12 protein-coding genes are annotated in these 20885 nt (G+C 69.8%); 7 read left to right on the forward strand and 5 right to left on the reverse strand.

Features of this window, described 5'->3' with window-relative positions:
• Window positions 1–42: 42 nt before the first annotated feature.
• Window positions 43–756, reverse strand: a complete 714-nt coding sequence (locus tag QHF85_RS09515; protein WP_281326783.1) for a hypothetical protein — start codon at window positions 754–756, stop codon at window positions 43–45.
• Window positions 757–834: 78 nt separating this feature from the next.
• On the opposite strand from QHF85_RS09515, the gene QHF85_RS09520 reads away from it, so the two are divergent.
• The gene (locus QHF85_RS09520; RefSeq protein WP_281326784.1) at window positions 835–2328 is read left to right on the forward strand and encodes a ferritin-like domain-containing protein; all 1494 of its coding nucleotides are present in this window, start codon (window positions 835–837) and stop codon (window positions 2326–2328) included.
• Window positions 2329–2394: 66 nt separating this feature from the next.
• Here QHF85_RS09520 and QHF85_RS09525 read toward each other — a convergent pair whose 3' ends face one another.
• Window positions 2395–2976: a hypothetical protein gene (locus QHF85_RS09525; protein ID WP_281326785.1), complete on the reverse strand. Its 582-nt coding sequence runs from the start codon at window positions 2974–2976 to the stop codon at window positions 2395–2397.
• Between the two features lie 80 nt (window positions 2977–3056).
• Window positions 3057–3680, reverse strand: a complete 624-nt coding sequence (locus tag QHF85_RS09530; RefSeq protein ID WP_281326786.1) for a Uma2 family endonuclease — start codon at window positions 3678–3680, stop codon at window positions 3057–3059.
• Between the two features lie 49 nt (window positions 3681–3729).
• On the opposite strand from QHF85_RS09530, the gene QHF85_RS09535 reads away from it, so the two are divergent.
• Entirely contained in the window at window positions 3730–4860 is a 1131-nt protein-coding gene (locus QHF85_RS09535; protein ID WP_281326787.1) for a GNAT family N-acetyltransferase, read from the forward strand.
• A gap of 97 nt (window positions 4861–4957) precedes the next feature.
• Complete coding sequence (locus tag QHF85_RS09540) at window positions 4958–6982, forward strand: OPT family oligopeptide transporter (RefSeq protein ID WP_281326788.1); 2025 nt, start codon at window positions 4958–4960, stop codon at window positions 6980–6982.
• A gap of 335 nt (window positions 6983–7317) precedes the next feature.
• Here QHF85_RS09540 and pbpC read toward each other — a convergent pair whose 3' ends face one another.
• Window positions 7318–9744, reverse strand: a complete 2427-nt coding sequence (gene pbpC / locus QHF85_RS09545; RefSeq protein WP_281326789.1) for a penicillin-binding protein 1C — start codon at window positions 9742–9744, stop codon at window positions 7318–7320.
• Window positions 9745–9782: 38 nt separating this feature from the next.
• A complete protein-coding gene (locus tag QHF85_RS09550) occupies window positions 9783–15521 on the reverse strand; it encodes an MG2 domain-containing protein (RefSeq protein WP_281326790.1) in 5739 nt (1912 codons plus the stop codon).
• A gap of 236 nt (window positions 15522–15757) precedes the next feature.
• Here QHF85_RS09550 and QHF85_RS09555 point away from each other — a divergent pair, with 236 nt between their 5' ends.
• Genes QHF85_RS09555 through QHF85_RS09570 form a run of 4 tightly spaced genes read left to right on the forward strand, consistent with a single transcriptional unit; the run spans window position 15758 to window position 20524 of the window.
• Window positions 15758–16849 carry an ABC transporter ATP-binding protein gene (locus QHF85_RS09555; RefSeq protein ID WP_281326791.1) on the forward strand — a complete coding sequence of 364 codons (1092 nt, stop codon included), beginning with the start codon at window positions 15758–15760 and terminating at the stop codon, window positions 16847–16849.
• The gene (locus QHF85_RS09560; RefSeq protein WP_281326792.1) at window positions 16846–17568 is read left to right on the forward strand and encodes an ABC transporter permease subunit; all 723 of its coding nucleotides are present in this window, start codon (window positions 16846–16848) and stop codon (window positions 17566–17568) included. The genes QHF85_RS09555 and QHF85_RS09560 overlap by 4 nt, the downstream gene beginning before the upstream one ends.
• Window positions 17559–19517, forward strand: coding sequence for a Gldg family protein (locus tag QHF85_RS09565; protein ID WP_281326793.1), 1959 nt, complete (start codon window positions 17559–17561; stop codon window positions 19515–19517). Before QHF85_RS09560 ends, QHF85_RS09565 begins: the two co-directional genes overlap by 10 nt.
• The gene (locus tag QHF85_RS09570) at window positions 19514–20524 is read left to right on the forward strand and encodes a DUF4340 domain-containing protein (RefSeq protein WP_281326794.1); all 1011 of its coding nucleotides are present in this window, start codon (window positions 19514–19516) and stop codon (window positions 20522–20524) included. Before QHF85_RS09565 ends, QHF85_RS09570 begins: the two co-directional genes overlap by 4 nt.
• Window positions 20525–20885: the final 361 nt, after the last annotated feature.

Consider the following 20885-nt stretch of genomic DNA (forward strand, 5'->3'; position numbering starts at 1 on the left):
CGGGGGCGATGGTAGCAGGCGAGGCGCGAGGCGGAAGCCGCTTCAGCACGCATCGCAGCTCGTCTGGACGCACGGGAGCCGGATTTCGAGCTTCGGCACGCCCGCTCCGTGGTCCTCGTAGCAAGCCTTCTGGCAGGTCAGATCGAGGTCGGCGCAGTCTTGGAGGCAGCTGTACAGCGCAATGCACGGGGCGTCGGCGAGGCAGCCGTTGAGCTCGTCGTCGCACGTCTCGACCATGCACTGCGAGCATGGATCGAGCGGCTCGGTGTTGGGACACTCGCTCGGGCAGGACGCGCCGCCGCAGCTCGAAAGGGCGTAGACGTCGGCGGCTCCGTTCGGGAAGCTCGCATGACAGGTCTGCTCGCATGCATCGTCGCCGCCACACTGGTTCGTGCAGGTGATGAGCTGGAAGCAGTCGGGGTTCTCGTGACAATCGCAATAAACGGCGCTGCACGAGACGGAGAGGCAGCTCGTGCAGGGGTCGCCGAAGCTCGGGCAGATCATGCCGCCGGAGCCCGAGCTCACGGACGATCCCGCGCCGCTTCCGGAGGCGCCGACGCCTCCGCCGCCCATCCCGCTTCCGTTCCCGCTGCCGCTTCCGTTCCCGTTTCCGCCCGCGCCTCCGTTCCCGTTTCCGACGCCCCCCGCGCCGTCTCCGACGTCGTTCGCATCGATCACCACACGCGGGCCGCACCCCGCGGCGGCGGACGAGAGGAGGGCGAGCACGGAAACCACAGAAAGGAGGGGCTTGGCCATGCGCGGTATCATCACGCGGGATAACGCCGAGGAACAGGCGAAACCACGAACGCGCGCGTCCGCGGCATGCGTGTTGCCATGGATTCGGTCGAGCCGTTCGCCTTGTGCACGCGGGCTCGGGAGATCCTCATGGCCCATCGATTCCTGCGTGATTGCAACCCGGATCCCGATGAATCCGTGGAATCATGGCTCGCGCGCATCTTCGAGCGCGCCCAGCGCGTCGCCCTCGTGACCGGGCTCCTCGCCCAGGGCTGCACGACCGAGCCCACGCAGGCGCTCGCGGAGCCCGCGGATACGGACGCCGTCGATGAGACGGCAAGCGCGCAGGTGGCTCGCGGGGTGCCTTGCGCGCCCGGCACGTACCTCCCCATCTCGGCGAGCGGCCTCTCGCCCGCGCGGCGCTTCGATTCCCTCGCCATCCGCACCCTCAGCGGCTTCCCGCCCAACGAAGAGGGCCCGGAGCGCTGGACGGTCTCCCATTTCAGCGTCGTCAGCGAGGTGGGCACCCCCTGCGCGACGGCCACGACGCGCGAATGCCACCAGAAGATCCGCATGCACCCGGAGCCCTTTCGGGCGACGAGCTGCGTGCAGCTCTGCAGCGAGACGTCGGTCGTGACCACGGCGGGCGATGAGGTACGACGTTGGGCCGGCGTCCCGGAAATCCGCGCGCTCCTCGGCCCGATCGACACGCCCGACGAGGCGCTGCTGCTCGTGGAGGCCATGGGATACCACCTCACCTGCGACAATGCCGAGCGCACCACCGTACGCGCGACGCCGGACGGCTTCCTCGTGACGGCCACGAAGATCACGAGGGACTGCGCGCCGATCATCACCACGCGATACACGCTGCGCATCTGGCGTAGCGGCGAGGTCCAGGAGGTCCGCACCGAAGAGATCGAGCGGAGCTCGGCGTGCATCGGGCGGGTCCCGGCCGGGCTCACGAGCGCGCCCGCGGACGAGGGGCGGTCTCTGCTCGGGGACTTCCTCGCGCGCGCCGCGCATTTGGAGGCGGCGAGCGTGATCGCCTTCGAGCGGCTCGCGGCGGAGCTCACCGCGCTCGGCGCGCCGGCGTCGCTCGTGGACGAGGCGCGGAGGGCGGCCGAGGACGAGGTCCGGCACGCGGACGTGGTCTCGGCCCTCGCGCGGGCGCGCGGCGGCGGCACGCCCTTCCCGCCGCGCGTGGAGGAGCTGCCGCTCCGCGCGCTCTTCGCGCTCGCCCTGGAGAATGCGGTGGAGGGCTGTGTGCGCGAGACGTTCGGGGCGCTCGTGGGGGCCCATCAGGCGCGGCGCGCGGCGGACGCCGAGCTCGCGGCGGCGATGCGGGACATCACGACCGACGAGGCGCGGCACGCGGCCCTGTCGTGGAAGGTCCACGCCTGGGCGATGGATCGGCTCGGGCCGGAGGAGCGGGCGCATGTCCAGCAGGCGCAGGCCGACGCGCTTTCGCGCCTCGCGGCGTCGACGACGCGCGCCCCGGCCCCCGAGGTGGCGCGCGCGGCGGGTTTGCCGGGGCCTACCGAGGCGGCATGCCTGCTCGACGTGCTTCGGCAGGGCATCCTGGCGGAGGCGTAGGCGGGAGGTTTCGGGGCGAGCCCTGCGTCGCCGAGCTCGCTCTCTGGCAGGGACGAGCGTCCTAGGCTACTGGCAGGCCGCGAACGCCGCTTCGTACTTCCCGCGGAGGCAAGCGTCGGCGTCGGGGCAGGACGAGATGTCCAAGCAGGGGATGAGGTCCTGGAGGAATGCGTCGCTGAGGATCTTCCAGGGGAAGTTGTCCGGGCTCCAATCCCAGTCCAAGCCGGCGTTTTCGCAGCTCACGCGCTGGTTGGCGGCATCGACGTAGCTTTGCTGCACATTCGTGATCGAGAGGTTGGCCGCCGCCTTGTCGTTGCAGTTGCCGCCCAGGCAAGCCTGCTGCACGCGGCACTGGAGGAACGGCTGCACCGCGTCGGCGCGCAGGGTGGCCTCGAAGCAGGGGCCTTCCTTGGTGCAGTCGGCGACGTCGGGCTCTCCCTCGCAGGCCGCGAGGGCCTCCCCGCGGAGCTGGCAATGCTGCGCCCACGTGAGGGTCGCCGAGCCGCCGCCGTTGCCGCCGGCCGAGGAGCCGCCTTCGCCATCCTCGCCGCCCGACCCGCCCGCGCCGGGGTTCGGGCTGGAGGAGGCGCTGCAGGCGAGGAGGAGGATTCCGGTGGCGAATGCGAGGAGATAGGTGCAATGGCGCATAGCGTAGGGCTCGACGCTAGGGGCAGCCGGTAAGGCTGTCAACTTCGTGGCATTCGCACGGAGTGGCGTCGAGGCGCGCGTCATTCTGCCACGTCGCCGAAGAGCTCGTCGAGATCGATCTCAACCGCCTCGAAGGGCTCGGCGCGGAGGCGCTGGCCGCGCATGGCGTCACCGGCGATGAGATACCCATCCGGGGTCCAGCGCAGGATGGTGAGCGTCTCCTGCATGGGATCGAGAATCCAGTAATGGGGGACCTGGCAGCGGTGATAAGTGTGCCGCTTCTTGATAGTGTCGTTCGTGCTGTTGCTCGGTGACAGGACCTCACAAACCCAATCGGGGCGAATTCGCACGGGAAACTCGCTGGGGGCATGGGGGACGCGATCGCGGCGCCATCCAGCGATGTCCGGGCGATAGATCTCGGTGGGGGAAAACTCGACCGTGGGGTCGGTCAGGATCCACCAACCTCCGGGGCCGCGACGACCGGGCGGGCGGTCGAACGGATCGCCGATACGGCCGCCCAGGCGGTTGACGCTGCGGGCGTGCGCACCGCTCGTCATCGCTCGCTGGACGAGCTCGCCGCCGATGAGCTCGTAGCCGCGCTCGTCCCCCGCGAGAGCAAGCAGCTCCTCGAGCGTGGCAGGCTTCAAGCTCCGCGCAGGATCACCCATGCGGGTCATCTTGCCCGGGTGAACAGGCGTACGCAACGGCCATGCCCCTTGCCAACCCCGCGTCTCCCGCCGAGGATACGGCCGAGTGTTCGAGCTCCGCGTCCACGCCACGATCCGCGACATCCCCGAGGAGGACTGGAACGCCCTCGGCGGCGTCTCCGAGGCCCCGTTCCTCGCATGGGCGTTCTTCGACGTCCTCGAACGGACGGGCTGCGTCGAGCCTCGATCCGGCTGGCTCCCCCACTACCTCACCTTGCACGAGGGCGAGCGGCTGATCGCCGCGGCCCCGGCGTTCCTCAAGGGCAACAGCGAGGGCGAGTTCGTCTTCGACCACGCCTGGGCCAGCGCTGCGCATCGCGCTGGGATCGAGTACTTCCCCAAGCTCGTCGTCGCCGTCCCGTTCACGCCCGCGACGGCGCCGCGGCTGCTCGTCGCCGAGGGCGCCGACGCCTCGAAGGTCGCCGCCGCCATGGCCGAGGGCCTCCGGCAGCTCGTCACCCGGATGGAGATCTCGAGCGCGCACGTCCTCTTCCCGACCGCGGATCAGGCGGCCGAGCTCGCGCGCTTCGGCCTCGCCGAGCGGTACGGCCTGCAGTTTCATTGGAAGAACGCCGGGTATGCGACGTACGACGATTTCCTCGCGCGTTTTTCCTCGAAACGTCGCAATCAATGGAAGCGCGAGCGGCGCGAGGTGGCCGCGCAGGGGATCGAGCTCGTCACCTTGCGCGGGCGGGAGATCACGCCGGATCTCGTGGACGCCATGTATGGGTATTACACGGCCACGGTGGACAAGTTTTCCTGGGGACGAAGATACCTGAACCGCGCGTTTTTCGAGGAGATCGTACCGCGGCTCGGGGACGGCGTGGAGGTCGTGCTCGCCCGGGAAGGGAAGCGGCCCATCGCCGGGGCCTTCAATTTCGCCGGGAAAGACGCGCTTTACGGGAGGTACTGGGGCGCCTCCGAGGAGCGACCTTTCCTCCATTTCAGCGTCTGCTTCTATCACTCGATCGAGCAGTGCATTCTGCGGAAGGTCGGGCGGTTCGAGCCCGGCGCGGGGGGAGAACACAAGATGACCCGGGGCTTCGAACCCACGATCACGAGGAGCCTCCACCACGTGGCCGATCCCAGGCTCGACGCGGCGATCCGGGATTATCTCGCCCGAGAGCGGGAGGCGCTCGCGCGAGAGGCATCGAATCCAGAGGTCGCGTTCCGCTGACGCGCGCCCCGGGGGTTTGGGGCGCGAGCTCCGGAGCCACGCCCCGGAAGCCCTGACGGCCGAACTGTTCACCCCGTCTCCATGCTATGAGGCGGAGATGAGCGAGATCGAGACGCCCGTTGCAGAGGCGCGTGCGGTCGCAGTCGTGGACGGGCCCCTCTTTCAGCCGTCGCCGACGACGGACGCGGAGATCGAGCGCGGGAAGCCGCTCGACATCGCGCCAGAGACGGTCGGCGAGATGGATGAAGAGACCTGGTATGCGAAGGCCTACCGGGGCGAAGGGACCGCGCAGCTCACGCCTCGCGCCGTGGGCATGGGCGCGGCCCTCGGGTTCTTGCTCGCGTTCACGAACCTCTACGTCGGCCTGAAGACCGGCTGGCACCTCGGCGTGGCCATCACGGCGTGTCTGCTCTCGTTCTCGATCTGGGGCGCCTTCCAGCGCGCCGGGATCGTGAAGACGCCGATGACGATCCTCGAGAACAACTGCATGCAGTCGACCGCGTCGGCCGCAGGGTACTCGACCGGCGGCACGATGGTCTCGGCCATCCCGGCGCTGCTCATGCTGACCGTTTCGCCGGGCAATCCGAAGGGCACCCACATGCCCTGGCCGGTGCTCGCAGCCTGGACCGTGGCGATCGCGCTGCTCGGGACGGTCATCGCGATCCCGATGAAGCGCAACATGATCAACCAGGAGCGGCTGCGCTTCCCCTCGGGCACGGCCGCCGCCGTGACGCTGCAGAGCCTCTACAGCCAGGGCGCGAGCGCGCTCGAAAAAGGACGCGCGCTCCTGGCGTCAGCCGCGGTCGCCGGGTTCATCCCGCTCCTCAAAGACCTGAACATCGTGAAGTCGGTGGACGCGGCAGGCGTGGTGACGCGCGCCGCGCTCGTGCCAGGCGCGTCGGCGATCTTCGATTGGCTGCCCAAGGTCACCGCAGCAGGCAAGACGTACCCGCTCTCCGCGTTCAACATCAAGCTGGACCACGGCGTGGCGCTCGTCGCAGCCGGTGCACTCGTGGGGCTCCGCGCGACGATCTCGATGGTGGTGGGCGGGCTCGTGCTCGCGCTGTTCGTGACGCCCATCGCGCTCGAAGCGCAGTGGCAGAACCAGCTCGGCCAGGTGGTGACGGCAGCAGCGAAGCCGCAAACGGCCTGGAAAGACATCGGGCTCTGGATCGGCGCGCCGATGCTGGTGGCCTCGGGCCTGCTGTCGTTCGTGCTGCAATGGAAGACGATCGTCCGGGCCTTCAAGAGCTTCGGGAAAGCCGCAGGCGGGGACGCAGGGACAGAGCGGGCCGGCGTCGAGGTGCCGATGCGCTGGTTCGTGATCGGCGGCTCGATCGCGACCGTCGGCGTCGTGGGGATCGCCTGGAAGTTCTTCGACGTGCCCGTGCACCTCGGTCTGCTCGCCGTGGGCCTGACGTTCGTGCTCTCGCTCGTGGCATGTCGCGCGGCCGGCGAGACGGACATCACGCCGACGGGCGCGATGGGCAAGATCATGCAGCTCATCTACGGCGTGCTGATCCCGCAGAGCGCGACGGCGAACCTGATGACGGCCGGAATCACGGCCGGCTCGGCGAGCGCGAGCGCAGACCTGCTGACCGATCTCAAGTCGGGCTACCTGCTCGGCGCAAACCCGCGCCGGCAGTTCATCGCGCAGATGCTCGGAATCCTGCCAGGGACGATCGCCACGGTGATCGGCTTCTACATGCTGGTGCCGAACGCATCGGTGCTGACCGGAGACAACCCCGCCTTCCCGGCGCCCGCAGCGCAGCAGTGGAAGGCCGTGGCCGAGGTGTTCAAGATGGGCATCGGCAACCTGCACCCGATGGCGCGGACATGCATCGCCATAGGTCTCGTGGCAGGCACGGTGCTGGTGGCGCTGGAGAAGCTGCTGCCGAAGTACAAAAAATACCTCCCCTCCCCCACAGGCATCGGCCTCGGGTTCATCCTGCCGTTCTACTACCCACTCGCCATGTTCCTCGGCGCCGTCGCCGCCTTCATCGCCGGCAAGGTGAGCAAAAAGGGCGAGGAGATGACCGTGCCGATCGCCTCAGGCCTCATCGCAGGCGAAAGCATCATCGGCGTCATCGTCGCGACGCTGAACAACTTCGTTCTGACGTGACGTTGAGCTGAGGCGTCTCGCTGGGGCTTCGCCCCAGGCCCCACCAGGGGCTCTCCGCCCCTGGACCCGGACCAGCGCAAGCGCTGGACTCGGGGTCGATGAACTGCGCGATGCGCAGTTCATCGAACGGGCCAGGTCAAGACCGCAACCGACCCTGCCAACCAAGACAGCCGCGCTGACGGTTCAACGGGCGACGCGGTACCACCAACGGCCTGTGGGAAGAACTGCGCGTTGCGCAGTTCTTCCCCAAATGGTCCAGGGCTGGCCCTGGCGCGGGTCGAGGGGCGCGTAGCCCCCGCGGGGCCCGGGGCAGAGCCCCGGCGCGGCGCTTCCCCTTACCTGTCCACCGAGTAGCGGACGGGCTCCGAGGTGATCCCGTCTGCCTCGACGACGAGCGTGTGTTCGCCGGGGACGAGGGGGAGCGAGCGCTCGAATGGGGGTGTCAGGATGAACGCGCGGCCGTCGACAAGGAGGCGCACGGTGCGGGCCTCGGAGGGGGCGTTGATGCGGACGCGGATGGCTTCTTCGGCGGCGAGAGCGCCGTCGCGCACGAAGCGCGCGCCGTTGGGGGGGAAGGCGATGCGGATGCGGGAGGGTAGAGCGCGGTCGGTCTCGGGGCAGAAGGGGGAGGAGCCGCGTGGTGCGACGGGGCGGCTGGCGTTTTCGGCCCATGAGGTGAGCTCGGGGGGGTAGCGCTCGAAGATGCGGGCTTCGATCGAAGCGTCCGGGCAGGCGGGACCGGCGCGCAGGCCGTTCCGACGATCGATGCGGACGCGTTCGTGCATGTCGCAGGTTGCGAGGGAGGTTTCTCGCGGGAGAAGCTCGCTGCGGCGGTGCGGGCAGTCTGGGCCGGGGCGTGCGCCGGAGAGGGGGCAGATGTCCACGTCGACGAGGCCTTCGGGGCGCTCGAAGTCGCGCGCTGGGTACAGCCTCGAGGCTGCGAGCATGGCGTCGTGGAAGAGCGGGCCGGCGCCGGTCACGCCGCTGACGCCGCTCATGGGGGAGCCGTCGAAGTTGCCGACCCAGACGGCGACGGTGACGGAGGGCGTGAAGCCGACGGTGACGTTGTCGCGAAATCCCTTGGAGGTGCCGGTCTTTGCGGCGACCGGGAACGGCAGCTCGAGGACGCTGTTTTCGCCGAACGTCGCGAGACGCGCGTGCCGATCTGCGAGGATGTGCGTGAGGACGTAGGCTGCGCGCGGATCGAGGACGCGGCGCGGCGGTGGCGCGGGGAGTGGGAGGGGCTCGCCTGTGGCTGCGTGGGCTTCGCGGATGGCGCGTGGGGACACGGTGAGGCCGCCGCGCGCGAGGGTGGCGTAGGCGGTGGCGAGTTCGAGCAAGCGGACTTCGCCGTCGCCGAGTGCGAGGGCGAGGCCGTAGTCGCGCGCGCTGCGATCGAGGGAGGCGAAGCCGAGGTCGCGCAGGCGTGCGAGGAGACGCTCGGGGCCGACGCGGGAGGCGGCGACGACGGCGGGGACGTTGAAGGAGCTCGCGAGGGCCTCGCGGACGCGGACGGGGCCGTGGAAGCGGCCGTCGTAGTTGTTCGGGTGATAGTCGCCGTCGGGCGTCGGGAAGTGCAGGTCCACGTCGGGGAGGATCGTGGCGGCGGTGAAGCTGCCGATCTCCATGCCGAGCCCGTAGACGAAGGGTTTTAGCGTCGAGCCGGGCTGGCGCTTGGCGAGGACGCCGTCGTTGTGGCCGAGGCGCGCCTCGTTTTCGATGTCGGGGGAGCCGACGTAGGCGAGGATCTCTCCCGTCTCGTTGTCGAGGACGACGACGGAAGCCGCGGTCACGTGGCGCGGGGCGAGGCGCTCGACCGTTTGAATGGCAAGGATCTCGATCTCGCGCTGGAGCCCGCGATCGAGCGTGGTCGTGATGGAGGTGGCACGTTGGTCCACGCTCGGGGGCTGCGCGCCGGCAAGCGGAACTACGCCCCCGAACCCCCATCGCCCTGAAAGGATGGCCTGACGCAGGTGCGGGATGCCGAGGCCGCTGCCGCGCGGGGCGAGGACGAGCGGCTCGCCGAGGGCGCGATCGACGTCCTCGGGATCGGCGAGTCGCGCGGCGCGCATGCGTTCGAGGACGCGATCACGGCGGCGCTTCAGCAGGTCCGTGCCGCGGCGCGGATCGTAGAGCGTGGGTCCACGCGGCAGGCTGGCGAGCGCGGCGGCCTCGGCGAGGGAGAGATCGCGGGTGGATTTGTCGAAGTAGAAGCGGCTCGCGGCCTCGACGCCGCGCAGCGAGGGGCCGAACGCCACACGGTTCAGGTACTCTTCGAGGATCCGCGGCTTCGAGAGAGAGGCCTCGATCCGCAGCGCCAGCGCCATCTCGCGGAGCTTGCCGACCACGGTGCGCGGGCGCGGCACGAGGGTGCGCGCGAGCTGCTGCGTGAGCGTCGAGCCGCCGGAGACGATGCCGCGCGCGAAGAGCGCTTGCCCCGCGGCGCGCGCGATCGCGATGGGATCGACGCCGGGGTGCAGGGAAAAGCGTTTGTCCTCGGCCGCGAGCACGGCGCGCATCACGCGTGGATCGATGTCGGCGAGGCGCACGGGGCGCGCGCGTGTGCCGTCCTTGGCGCGGACCTCGCAGAGGACGACGCCGTGACGATCGAGGAAGACCGTGGAGGGGTCGGCCGCGGCGAGCTCGTTCGAGGCGAGCTCGGGCGGCAGCGGCGTGAGCGCGGCGGCGAGGCTGAGGCAGAGGATCGGGGAGAGGACGACCGCGAGCGCGAGCTCGATCCGGCGGCGGCGGGTGCGAGGCACGAGCCACCGGGCGAGCTCACGAGCGAGGCGGGATCGGGTCACTTGCTGGCGGTCACCGTGATCGTGCCGGCGGCGGTCCTTCCGAACACCTCGGGCGCGTACATCTCCTCGGCGCGCGCGGGCGGAAGGACGAACGTGCCGATCGAGGTCGCGCGCGCGAGGTACCGATAGCGATACATGCCGGCCGGCATGCGGTCGATGAAGAAGAGGACGCGGTCGTCGCGCAGCTCGCGCAGGTAACGGCTGGAGAGGTACGCGCGGCCCGTGGCGACGGCGTCGTAGCCGCCCTCTTCGTCGAGCGTGTCCTCGGGATCGCCCTCGTCCTCGTCGAGGCTCGGGCCGCTCGCGGTCGTGGCGAGGCGCGCGTCGACGGGCTCGAAGCCGGCCGGGAGCGGATCGTCGACGACGACGTAGTCACGCGGCGAAGGCGTGACGACGACGATCTCGCCGAGGACGAGCTCGCCGCCGGGGAAGGTGCTCACGCCCTTGCCAGGCGACGCGGCGAGCAGGCTGGCGAGCTCGGCGGGGCTCACGGGGCGGAGCGTCTTCTGCACGAAGAAGCCCCGATCGAGCGGCGCCTTGGGCAGCTCCTTCCGCGCGTAGCGCAGGCGCGCCTCGTAGAAGAGGCGGCCCGTTCCCTCGACGTCGAACGCGAGCACGCTGCCGCCGGCTGACGTGAGACGCTCGGCGGGCAAGGTGATCCGCGCCTGGTTCACGTCGCGACCGCGGAAGGCCTGCGTCGCGATCTCGGCCTGCCCGAGGAAGACGTGCGCCAGGAAGTCGGGCGCGGCCTTCTCCTGCGCCTTGCGATACGCGTCGAGCGCGACGAGCGACCAGGCGGCCTCCTGCGTGTTGCGCCACGATCCGCCCTCTCGATCGGCGAGCAGGCCCATGGCGAGCTTCGCGGCGATCGGGTGGTTCGGCCGCGCCGCGAGGAGCGCGCGGAGGACGAGGGCCGTCGTGCGGGTGTCGGAGTCCATCAGCACGGCGTAGCGATCGCCGAGGTTCGTCGCGACGCGGGCGACGTTGCCGTCGAGCCGGAGCGCGCCTTCGAGCTCGTTTGCGAGCTGATCAATGCTCGCGCGGTCGTGCTTGCTCGCGACCATGGCGTGCGCGAGGAACGCCTGCGCGAAGAGCGGCAAGGTCTTCCGCTCCTCGAAGAGGCGCGTCGTGCGGCCCGTGTCGGGGTGTTTGTTCTCGGCGAGCACGTCGAGGATGAAGGGCGCGGCGGCGCGGGTGTACTCGTCGTCGAGCTTGTCGAGCGCGTCGTAGACGTGACGCGAGGCCGCCTCGATCGCCGCTTCGGGGATGTTCACGTTGCGGCGCTTCGCCTCGCCGAGGCCCCAGAGCGCGTAGGTGGTGGCCCAGAGGTTCGAGCGATCCGACCCTGCCCACATGCCGAAGCCCCCGTCGCCGCGCTGGTGCTTCAGGATCTCGGCCACCGTGGACTCGATGATCGCGTCCGTGTTCTTCGGCAGCGGGATCTTGAAGTCGCCCGCGAGATCGCGGAGCGGCAGCATCGGCACGAGCTTGCTCACGAGCTGCTCGGTGCAGCCGTACGGGTACTCGATGAGCTGCTCGACGCCGCCGCCGAGGCCCACGAGCGCGGTCGAGGCCATGCTGACCTCGAGCCCGCCCGTGTCGTCGCGGATCGCCGAAAGATCCCCGAGCTTCTCCGCGATCTCGGTGGTCGTGTCGCCGTAGAGCGCGACGGCCTCGGGCGAGAGCGGCACGCGCACGTCGCGCTCGACCTCGACGGCGTCCTCCAGCGGTTTGCCGGACTCGGTCGCGCGCACGACGAAGCCGATCTTGGCCTTGCCGGCCTTCGGCGCCGTGATCGGGAAGCGGACCTCGACGGGCGCGCCGGGCGCGAGATCGATCGTGCGCTTCGTCTCACCCGAGAGCGTGAGCCCGTCGAGCTTGATCTCCACCGTGGCCGAGGTCTTGCCGATGCCCTTCGAGCTCACGACGACGGACGCGTCGAGCGCGTCGCCTGCGCGGAGGAAACGCGGCAGCGCCGGGCGCGCCATGAGCGGGCGGCTCGCGACGACGCGGTTCTCCGCGAAGCCGAAGCGATCGTCCTCGGCCGCGGTGACGGCCATGAGCCGGTAGGTCGTGAGCGTGTCCGGCAGGCGGAAGCGGACCTTCGCGCGGCCGGCGTCGTCCGTGACGATCGAGGGGACGAACGTGGCGCTCGCGCGGAAGTCGCGCCGCACGGACGTGCCGCCGCCGCCGTCGCCGCCGTCGAGGCCCTTGTCCGTGCCGAGATCGCCGTACGGCCGGAAGACGCGGGCGAGCGCGGCGCGCACTTCGAGCGAGCTGACGCGCAGCGGGCGCGGGGCGCCGAAGACGCCGATCGGATCGGGCGTCTTGTACCCGATGAGCGAGAGCACGCCCTCGTCGACCGCGTAGAACGTGACCTCGGCGCGCGCGGGTTTGCCCGCGTGATCACGCACGACGACGTCGACCTCGACGTTCTCGCCGGGCCGCGCCTCCGTCTTGCTCGGCGTGAGCGCGATCTTGAGCCTGCGCTTCTCGGGGTTCACGAGCAGCGGCGCGTACCCCATGCGGAACGCAGGCGCGCCGACGTCGGGATCTTTTATGTTCGTCGGCGCGGGCTTGGTGCGCCCACGGACGAGCAGGACCGAGACGAACGCGTTCGGGCGTAGATCCTCGGTGACCGGGATCTCGATGGTCGGCATCGCGCCGGCGAGCTTCACGCGGCGCTGCGAGAGGATGCCCGCGCGCTCGACCGTCACGAGCGCCTCGGCCGCGGCGAACGGCGACTTCACGAGGAAGCGCGCCTTGTCGCCGATCTCGTAGCTCTCCTTGTCGGCGACGAGCTCGACGGCGAGCCTGTCGCTGTCGCCGAAGCCGCCGCCGCCCGAGCCACCGAAGACGTAGAGCGGATCCGCGGCGCCGACGGGATTTTTACGCGTGTCGACCGCGGTCGCGTGGATGATGTGGTAGCCGGACGCGGCCGGCGTGAGCTTGCACGAGACGGGGTTGTCGCCGGCCGTCGTCGTGACGGTGCAGCTCTCGACGACGCGATCGACGGGCTCGGCCACGGTGTGCGCGAGGCCGCCGGGGGTCGCTTGCCGCGCGACGGTCCACGTGCGCGACACGAGCTCGATCTTGATCGGAACGCCCGCCACGCGCGCGCCCTTGGGATCCACGGCGAAGACCTCGGGGTTCACGGGTTTGCCCGCGTCCACGAAGAGATCGTTTCCCGTCCGGAGCGCGACGTAAAACTCGGCCGGATGCACGATGGCCGTGGTGCTGCCCGCGATGTACTGGCGCGAGACGTCGTTCACCTCGGCCTCGGCCGTCACGCGCTCGGGGCCGCGCTGGCCCGGGAGCGCGAGCGAGGCCTCGAACGAGGTCGTGCCCTTCGCGTCGAGCTTCGTCGTGCGGCTCTCGATCTCCCCTTCCCGCGAGGTCTCGTCGGCGAAATCCGCGTAGAACGTGTCTTCATCGACGGTAAAACCGTCGGTGTTCGGCGGGCGGAAGTCAGCTTCGCCGCGCGTCACGACGACCCGCGCTTCGGCGGCGGACATGGGCGCGCCGTAGAGGTAATCGCCGCGCGCGATCCACTTGCCCTTGTCGCCGCGCACGTAGCTCGGCTTGTCGCTCTCGACCGAGACCGCGAACTCGGCGGGCCGATACTCGGCGACCTCGAAGTCGCCGCTCACATCGGCCCAGCCCGGGTTCCCTTCCTGCACCGTGGCGCGGACCGAGTACGTGCCGAGCCGGCCGGCGCGGGGGACGACGACGTCGATCGCCGTGGTGCCGAAGGGCGAGAGCGTCTCGGTGCGCGAGACGATCTCGTCGCCGTCGGGGCCCTCGACCTTGATCTCCACGGGCAGGCCGACGGGCGTCACGGTGCCGGGGTTGCCCTCCTTGCGGAAGATGCCCTTGATGTGGACCGTGTCGCCGGGCCGGTAGATGCCGCGATCCGTGAACACGAGGCCGAACGGCCGATCCGGCCCAGGGTCGACCTGCATGTCGAAGCGCCAGCTGCTCAGCGTGTCGTTCAGATGCTTGTAGGTCCAATCATTGCCGTCCTTGACGACGATGACGGCGCGATCGGCGCCCGAGCCCCCGCGGGCCCAGACCTCCGGCGGCAGCTTGATGAAGCCGCTCTCGTCCGAGCGAAACGGGCCAACCGGCGCTTCGCCCGGCGTCTGGATCGTGACCTCGGCGCCCTTGACCGGCGCCGCCGAGGAGAGGCGGCTGATCCAGAGGAGCGAGCCACGCGCGGAGAGTTTTCCGGTGACCGCCAGGTCACTCACCTTGGCGATCGCGGTGTTCGTGACCGCGCGCTGGTGGTTCGATCCGGGCCAGCCGATGTAGCGGATGCCGAGCGCGAGCGCGCCGCGCGCGTCCTTGCCGCCGAGCGCCTCCTCGATCTTCACGGCGTGCCGCGAGGGCTTGTTGATCGGCGCGTTCGAGGCGAGCTTCGAGACCTTCGCGCCGGGCAGCTTCAGGATGTCGTCGTACGAGGGCGTGCGGCCCGGGCCATATGGATCATCCTGCAAATGGATCGCATCTTCCGCCGTGAGCGGGGCGACGACGAGCTCGAGATCGTTCGTGTTGATCGAGTCGATCGGGATCTCGCGCCGCGCCCCGGGCTCGAAGACGCTGCCGTGGAGGCCGATGTCGGCCTCGGGCCAGAGGTCGTCGAAGGCCACGTCGGCGCGGTAGTCAGCGGCGAGCTTCTGCCCGTAGACATCACGGAGCCCCTTGGCGACGACGACCTTGACCGTCTTGCCCGGCGGAAACGGCGCGTAGACGGTGACGCCCGAGGTCATGTGCTCGTCGTCGAGCCACGAGGGCCACGTGACGTCGATCTTCGGCTCGAAGCGGACGGCCTTCTTCAGCTCGGAGAGCTGGACGGCCGTCGTGAGGTAGATCCCGATGCCGCCATCGGGCGCGCATTTTCCGCGTGGCGTGTCGTGATCACACGGGAGCTCCTTCACGGCAAGCGGGCCGTAGGTGCGGAACTCGAAGCGCTCTTCCTTCTCGGATCGGAGGCTGCCCTCCTTGCCCGCGAGTCCCTTCACCTCGACGACGACCTCGCTGTCGAGCGGGAACGGCGTGCGCGGGACGATCTCCACGAGCTGATCGTTCTGCGGATCGGGGCGCTTGACGGAGAAGGCCCACTTGTCCTGACGCTGGCCCGCCGAGATCTTGAGCGCCTTCTCGAGCTCGCGATCGTCGACCGGCTGGTTGAAGCGCAGCGTGAACTTCGCGTCGGGCCGCAGATCGTCCCGGCCCTCGGAAGGCTCGATCGACGTGATCTCGGGGCGCGCCGTCGTGAAGCGCAGCTCGAACGGTTTTTCCAGCGTGGATCCATCGAGCGCCTTCGTGCCGGCGGGGACCGAGACGACGAACGCCGTGGCGCGCGGCAGGCGCTTCTCCGGCACGAACGAGAGCGCGTTCGTCCCCACCCAGGCCCATCGACCCGGCACCGCGGGCGTGATCGACGCCGGCGGCGCGCTCTCGTCGCCCGCGAGCTCGAGCGGCCGCATCGGGCGGTTGAAGACGAGGCTCACCTCGGGCGGATCGATCGTGTCCCCGCGCGGCGTCCCGAATACGACGGCGAAGGCCCCACGCGTGTCGACCGTGGCCGCGCCGTCGGCGGCGCCGGGCACGAGGGTGCCGCGAGGCGCGACCTCGGGGGGGCGATTGCCCTGCATGCACGCCATGCCGAGGGCCATCGCGGTGACCGCGAGGAAAGCGTTGCGGGGACCTGGAAACATGGCTCGCGCCGTCATGGCGCGGCTCTTCTCGCGGGCTCGCCCCGGCCGCAAGACCGATGAGCGGGATCCCGTGGAAACGTTGGACCTCGCGAGGGATCCCCCGGCCGGGCGAGGCCCGACCCCGCGCGTTTCCCGGGACGCGGCTGCCCTGGGCGGTCGAACGTCGTTTCAGGCGTCGGATCTCGACGAGGTCGGGAATCACGGGCGCGGGCTTCTGTTATAAGGGCGCCGTCGCCGGGAAACGCCGGCGCATGACGAAGGCTTTTGCCGTGATCGAAATCGTCGACCTGTACAAATACTACGGGGAGAGGAGGGCCGTCGGGCCGCTCTCGTTCTCCATCGAAGCCGGCGAAATCGTGGGCTTGCTCGGGCTCAACGGCGCCGGAAAGACCACCACACTCCGCATCCTCGCTTGCGACCTGCTCCCCTCGTCGGGCTCCGTCCGCGTGAACGGGCTCGACGTCGTGGAGAGCCCACACGAGGTGCGATCGCTGATCGGCTACCTGCCGGACACGCCCCCGCTCTACGGCGAGATGACGGTCCGCGCCTACCTGCACTTCGCCGCGCGCTTGCGGGGCCTCTCGAAGGCCGACGCCGACAAACGCGTCCCCGAGGTGCTGGAGGCGACGGCGCTCGCGGAAGTGCAGGATCAACTCATCGCGTCCCTGTCGCACGGCTACAAGCAGCGCGTCGGCATCGCCCAGGCCATCGTGCACGGGCCGAAGCTGCTCGTGCTGGACGAGCCGATCAGCGGCCTCGACCCCGTGCAGATCGTGGAGATGCGGGAGCTACTCCGCAGTCTCAAGGGCGAGCACACGATCCTTTTGTCCTCCCACATTCTCTCCGAGATCAGCGAGACGTGTGATCGCCTCCTCGTGATCCGCGACGGCCAGATCGCGGCGACGGGCACCGAGGCCGAGCTCAGCGCGAAGCTGATCAAGAACCAGCGCATCGACGTGACGGTGCGCGGGGACGAGGAGAAGGCCAAGGATGCCGCGGGCGCCGTGCCCGGCGTGGTGTCGGTCGAGGCGATCGACGCGACGGAGGGCGGCGAGGGCGTGATCGCGCTCCGGATCGAGTCCGAAGGCGACACGCGCGAGGCGGTGTGCCGCGCGCTCGTGACGGCCGGGCTCGGGCTCCTGGAGGTGCGCCGCGGCGAGCGTGAGCTCGAGAGCGTGTTCCTGGAGCTCGCGGGCGCGGAGACGACGGACGGCGTCTCCGGAGGCGCGAAGAAGAAGCGGGCCGGCAAGAAGGGCGCGAAGAAAACGCGCGCCGCGGCCGGCGAGGGTGATGCCGGGGCGAAGGACGCCGCGGCGGAGAAAGAGGACGGGAGCGGGACATGAGAAACGCTCTGCTCGTCGCGGGGAGAGAGATCGGCTCGTACGGGCGCTCCCTGCTCGGCTGGGCCATCGGGGCCGCAGCGCTGCTCGTCGAGGGCCTCTGGTTCAGCGCGAACGGCCTGTCCGGGTCGCGCATGTCGGCCGACGTGCTGCGCGAGTTCTTCAACGGCGCGAGCGGCGTCACGATGATCGTGGCGGTGCTCATGTCGATCCCGCTGCTCGCGGGGGAACGCGAGCGCGGGACGCTGGTGCTGCTCAACACGGCGCCGATCCGGGACGTCGAGATCATCGCGGGCAAGTACCTCGCGGCGCTCGCGATGATCGGGCTCGTCACGCTGGCCAGCGTGTACATGCCGCTGCTCATCTTCGTGAACGGCAAGGTGAGCCTCGGACACGTGGCCGCGGGCTACGCGGGCATCCTGCTGCTCGGCTCGGCCGCGCTCGCGATCGGGATGTTCACGTCGGCCGTGAGCCGGAGCCAGGTGATGGCGGCGATCCTCGGCGGGCTCTTGCTCGCGGTGATGGTGACGCTTTGGCTCGTCGCGAAGGTGACCGAGCCGCCGGTGAACGGCGTGCTCTCCGGGATGGCGCTGCACCACCAGCGGCAATTCCCCTTCATGACCGGCGTGCTCAAGCTGGAGAACGTGGTCTATTACGTGGCCGTCACGTACTTCTTCCTGCTCGCGGCCACGAAGACGCTGGAGGCGCGGCGATGGCGCTGAAACCGAAAGAGGCGGCCCCGGCCGCCGAGAAGGCGCCCGAAGGCAAGGCCGACAAGGGAGCGAAGGCCCCCGCGCCGCCGAGCTACGCGCCGTTCCTCGCGCCCGCATTCGTGGGCTCGCTCGTGCTCGTCTTCATCGGCGAACGGCTGCTCGGCAACGTCGAGACCTGGCGGCTCGTAATCTCCGCGCTCGGCGTGCTCGGCGCGGTCGTCACGACGGCCCTCCGGTTCGTGCACGCGTCGGGCGAGCAAGATCCGGAGCGGCGCAAGATCGAGCGCGCGCTGTCGCTCTTCGCGGCGCTCGGGCTCCTCGGCCTCGCGATCTACTTCGCGGGGAACACCGAGGCCGGCCGGCGCGCGCTCGGCATCCTCGACGCGGCGCCGGACAAACGCGCCCGCTTCGACGGGGCGAGCACGGTCGCGTGGGTCGTCCTGATCCTCGTGTCGGTGCTGCCGCTCGTGTTCGGCGAGATCGCGCTCGCGCCCATGCGGCGCGCGCCGCGCGTCGAGGGCCGTCGCGTGCGCGCGGCGACCATCGCGGGCCTCTCGCTCGCGCTCGCGGTGGCCTACGCGGCGCTCTTCACGTACGCAGCCGGCGAGCTCGACGTGAAGGCCGACTTCTCGTACTTCCGCACGGCGAAGGCGAGCGAGTCGACGAAGAAGATCGTGACGAGCGCGCCGGACACCGTCGAGGTGCGCGCGTTCTTCCCGCCCTTGAACGACGTCGGCATGGAGGTCGAGGGCTACCTCGCAGACATCGCGAAGAGCTCGCCGAACTTCAAGTACGGCTTCTACGACCGTCTGCTCAACCCGCAGCTCGCGAAGGACAACAAGGTCACGCAGGACGCGGTGATCGTGATCCTGCGCGGGCCGACGCGCGAGACGCTCACGCTCGACAAGGAGATGACCAAGGCGGCGGCGAAGCTGAAGACGCTCGACGCCGACTTCCAGAAGGCCCTCCTCAAGGCGATGAAGGAGCAGCGCACGGCCTACTTCACGGTCGGGCACGGCGAGCTCAACGAAGGCGCAGGCGCGGCAGCAGCCGAGGGCCGGACCGCAAAGGTCCTGCGTCGGTTGCTGGAGAGCCAGAACTACGCGGTGAAGGACCTCGGCATGCCGCAGGGCCTCGCGAACGCGGTGCCCGACGACGCGTCGATCGTCGTGGTGCTCGGCCCGTCGCAAGCGTTCTTGCCCGAGGAGATCACCTCGCTCGAGAAGTACGCGGCGCGCGGCGGCAAGCTGCTCCTCGCGCTGGATCCAGAGACGAAGGGCGATCTCGCCCCGCTCGCGGCGCTCGCGGATCTCTCGTTCGATCCGACCGTGCTCGCCACGACGGACCAGCTCTTCGTCCCGCGGCGGCGCAACGCCTCGGACAAGGCGAACATCGTGTCGAACCGCTTCTCGTCGCACGCCTCGGTCTCGACCTTGAGCCGGGTTTCGCAGCGCGCGGTGGTGCTGGTGCCGGTGGCCGGATCCCTCGACAAGAAAGCCGGATCCGAGCCGAAGGTGGACTTCGTCCTTCGCTCGTCGGGCGCGGCATTCGCCGACAAGAACGGCAACTACGAGCTCGACGGCGACGAGAAGAAGGCGACGTTCAACCTGGCCGCGGCGGTCACGAAGCCCCTCGCGGAAGGCGTGGACAAGGCGAAGGTGAAGGGCCCGCAGGAGATGCGCGCCTTCGTGCTCGCAGACGCGGACGCGCTGAGCGATCTCGCGCTCGGCGTGGCCGAGACGAACCAGCTCTTCGCAGTGGACGCCGTACGCTGGCTCGGCGGCGACGAGAGCTTCAGCGGAGAGATCGTGACGCCCGAAGACGTGCGCATCGAGCACACGAAGCAAAAGGATGTGTTCTGGTTCTACGGGACGATCATCGGGGCTCCGGCGCTCCTCTTCGGCGTAGGGCTCCTCGTGACGCGGCGGGCGCGCCGCACGGCCGGGAGGAAGGCATGAACCTGGGACGCGGCCTCTTCGTCCACGTGGGGCTCTTCGTGCTGGCATCCGCCAGCGCAGTGGCCGTGTGGACCCGCGACGAGCAGCCCAAGGCGCTCGTACAGACCGAAGCAACCGTGTGGCCCGGGCGCCCGGCCGACGTGACGAAGGTCGTCTTCGAGGGCAAGAACCGCAAGGTCTCGCTCGAATCGAAATCCGACAAACTCGGCGCGTACTACCTCGGCACGCTGGAGCGCGAGGCGACACCTCCGCCAGCGCCCCCCGACGCAGGCGCGCCGCCGCCCGCCCCCGCCGGCAAGACGACGACCGAGTTCGTCGGCGTGGGCGTAGCGCAAAAGCTCGTCGAGTCCCTCGCGCCACTCAAAGCCCTCCGCGCACTCGGGCGCATCCCAGAGGATCGCGCAGCCGAATTCGGTCTCGCGGAGCCCGAGGGCACACTCACCGTCACGCTCAGCGGCGCCGAGCGCAAGCTCGTGCTGGGCGGGACAACGCCCGGCGGCGGAGATCGTTACGTGCGCGAGCCACAAACAGGCGAAACGTACGTGATCGACGGCGGCGCCGTGCGCGACCTCGACACAGCCGAGTCGCGCCTCGTGGAGCGAGAGCTCCACGGGTGGAAGGAAGCCGAGGTCTCGACCGCAGAGCTCAGCGCCGGCGGGAAGAAGCGGCAAATCGTGCGCGGCGGGCCCGAAGGCAAGCGCTTCTGGGCAGATCCAGCGGCAGCCGATCAGAAGGACGAGACAGCCGCGAACTTCATGGCAAAGCTCGATCGGCTACGCCCGACCGACTACGTGATGAGCGAGCCCGCAGGCAAGCAAGACGTGCTCCGTGTCGAGTACGCCGCAAGCTCGTCGCTCGGCTACCTCGAGCTCGTACGCGTCCCAGCCGCAGATCCCGCAGGCAAACCCGACTATTTCGTGCGCACCGAGCGCACGCGCCTCTACGCGAAGGTCCCTGCACAGACGGCAGAGCAGGTCGATCAGGATCTCGCGTCGATCCTCAAGTAACGGAAGGCGCCGCGCCGGGGCTCTGCCCCGGGCCCCGCGGGGGCTGTTCGCCCCTCGACCCGAACCAGGGCCAGCCCTGGACCTCTGGGCATCGACTGCGCTTCGCGCAGTCGATGCGGGGAAAGTTTTTTAAGCTGTCCGCCCCCTCTTTGCCGGGCCAGCCCTGGACCTTTGTGGGAAGAACTGCGCGGTGCGCAGTTCTTCCCACGGGCCGTTGCTGGTACCGCGTCGCCCGTTGAACCCTCAGCGCGGCTGTCTTGGTTGGCAGCGTCGGTTGCGGTCTTGACCCTGGCCCGTTCGATGAACTGCGCATCGCGCAGTTCATCGACCACGAGTCCAGCGCTTGCGCTGGTCCGGGTGC

The sequence above is a fragment of the Polyangium sp. 6x1 genome (assembly GCF_029946515.1).
Lineage (GTDB): Bacteria > Myxococcota_A > Polyangia > Polyangiales > Polyangiaceae > Polyangium.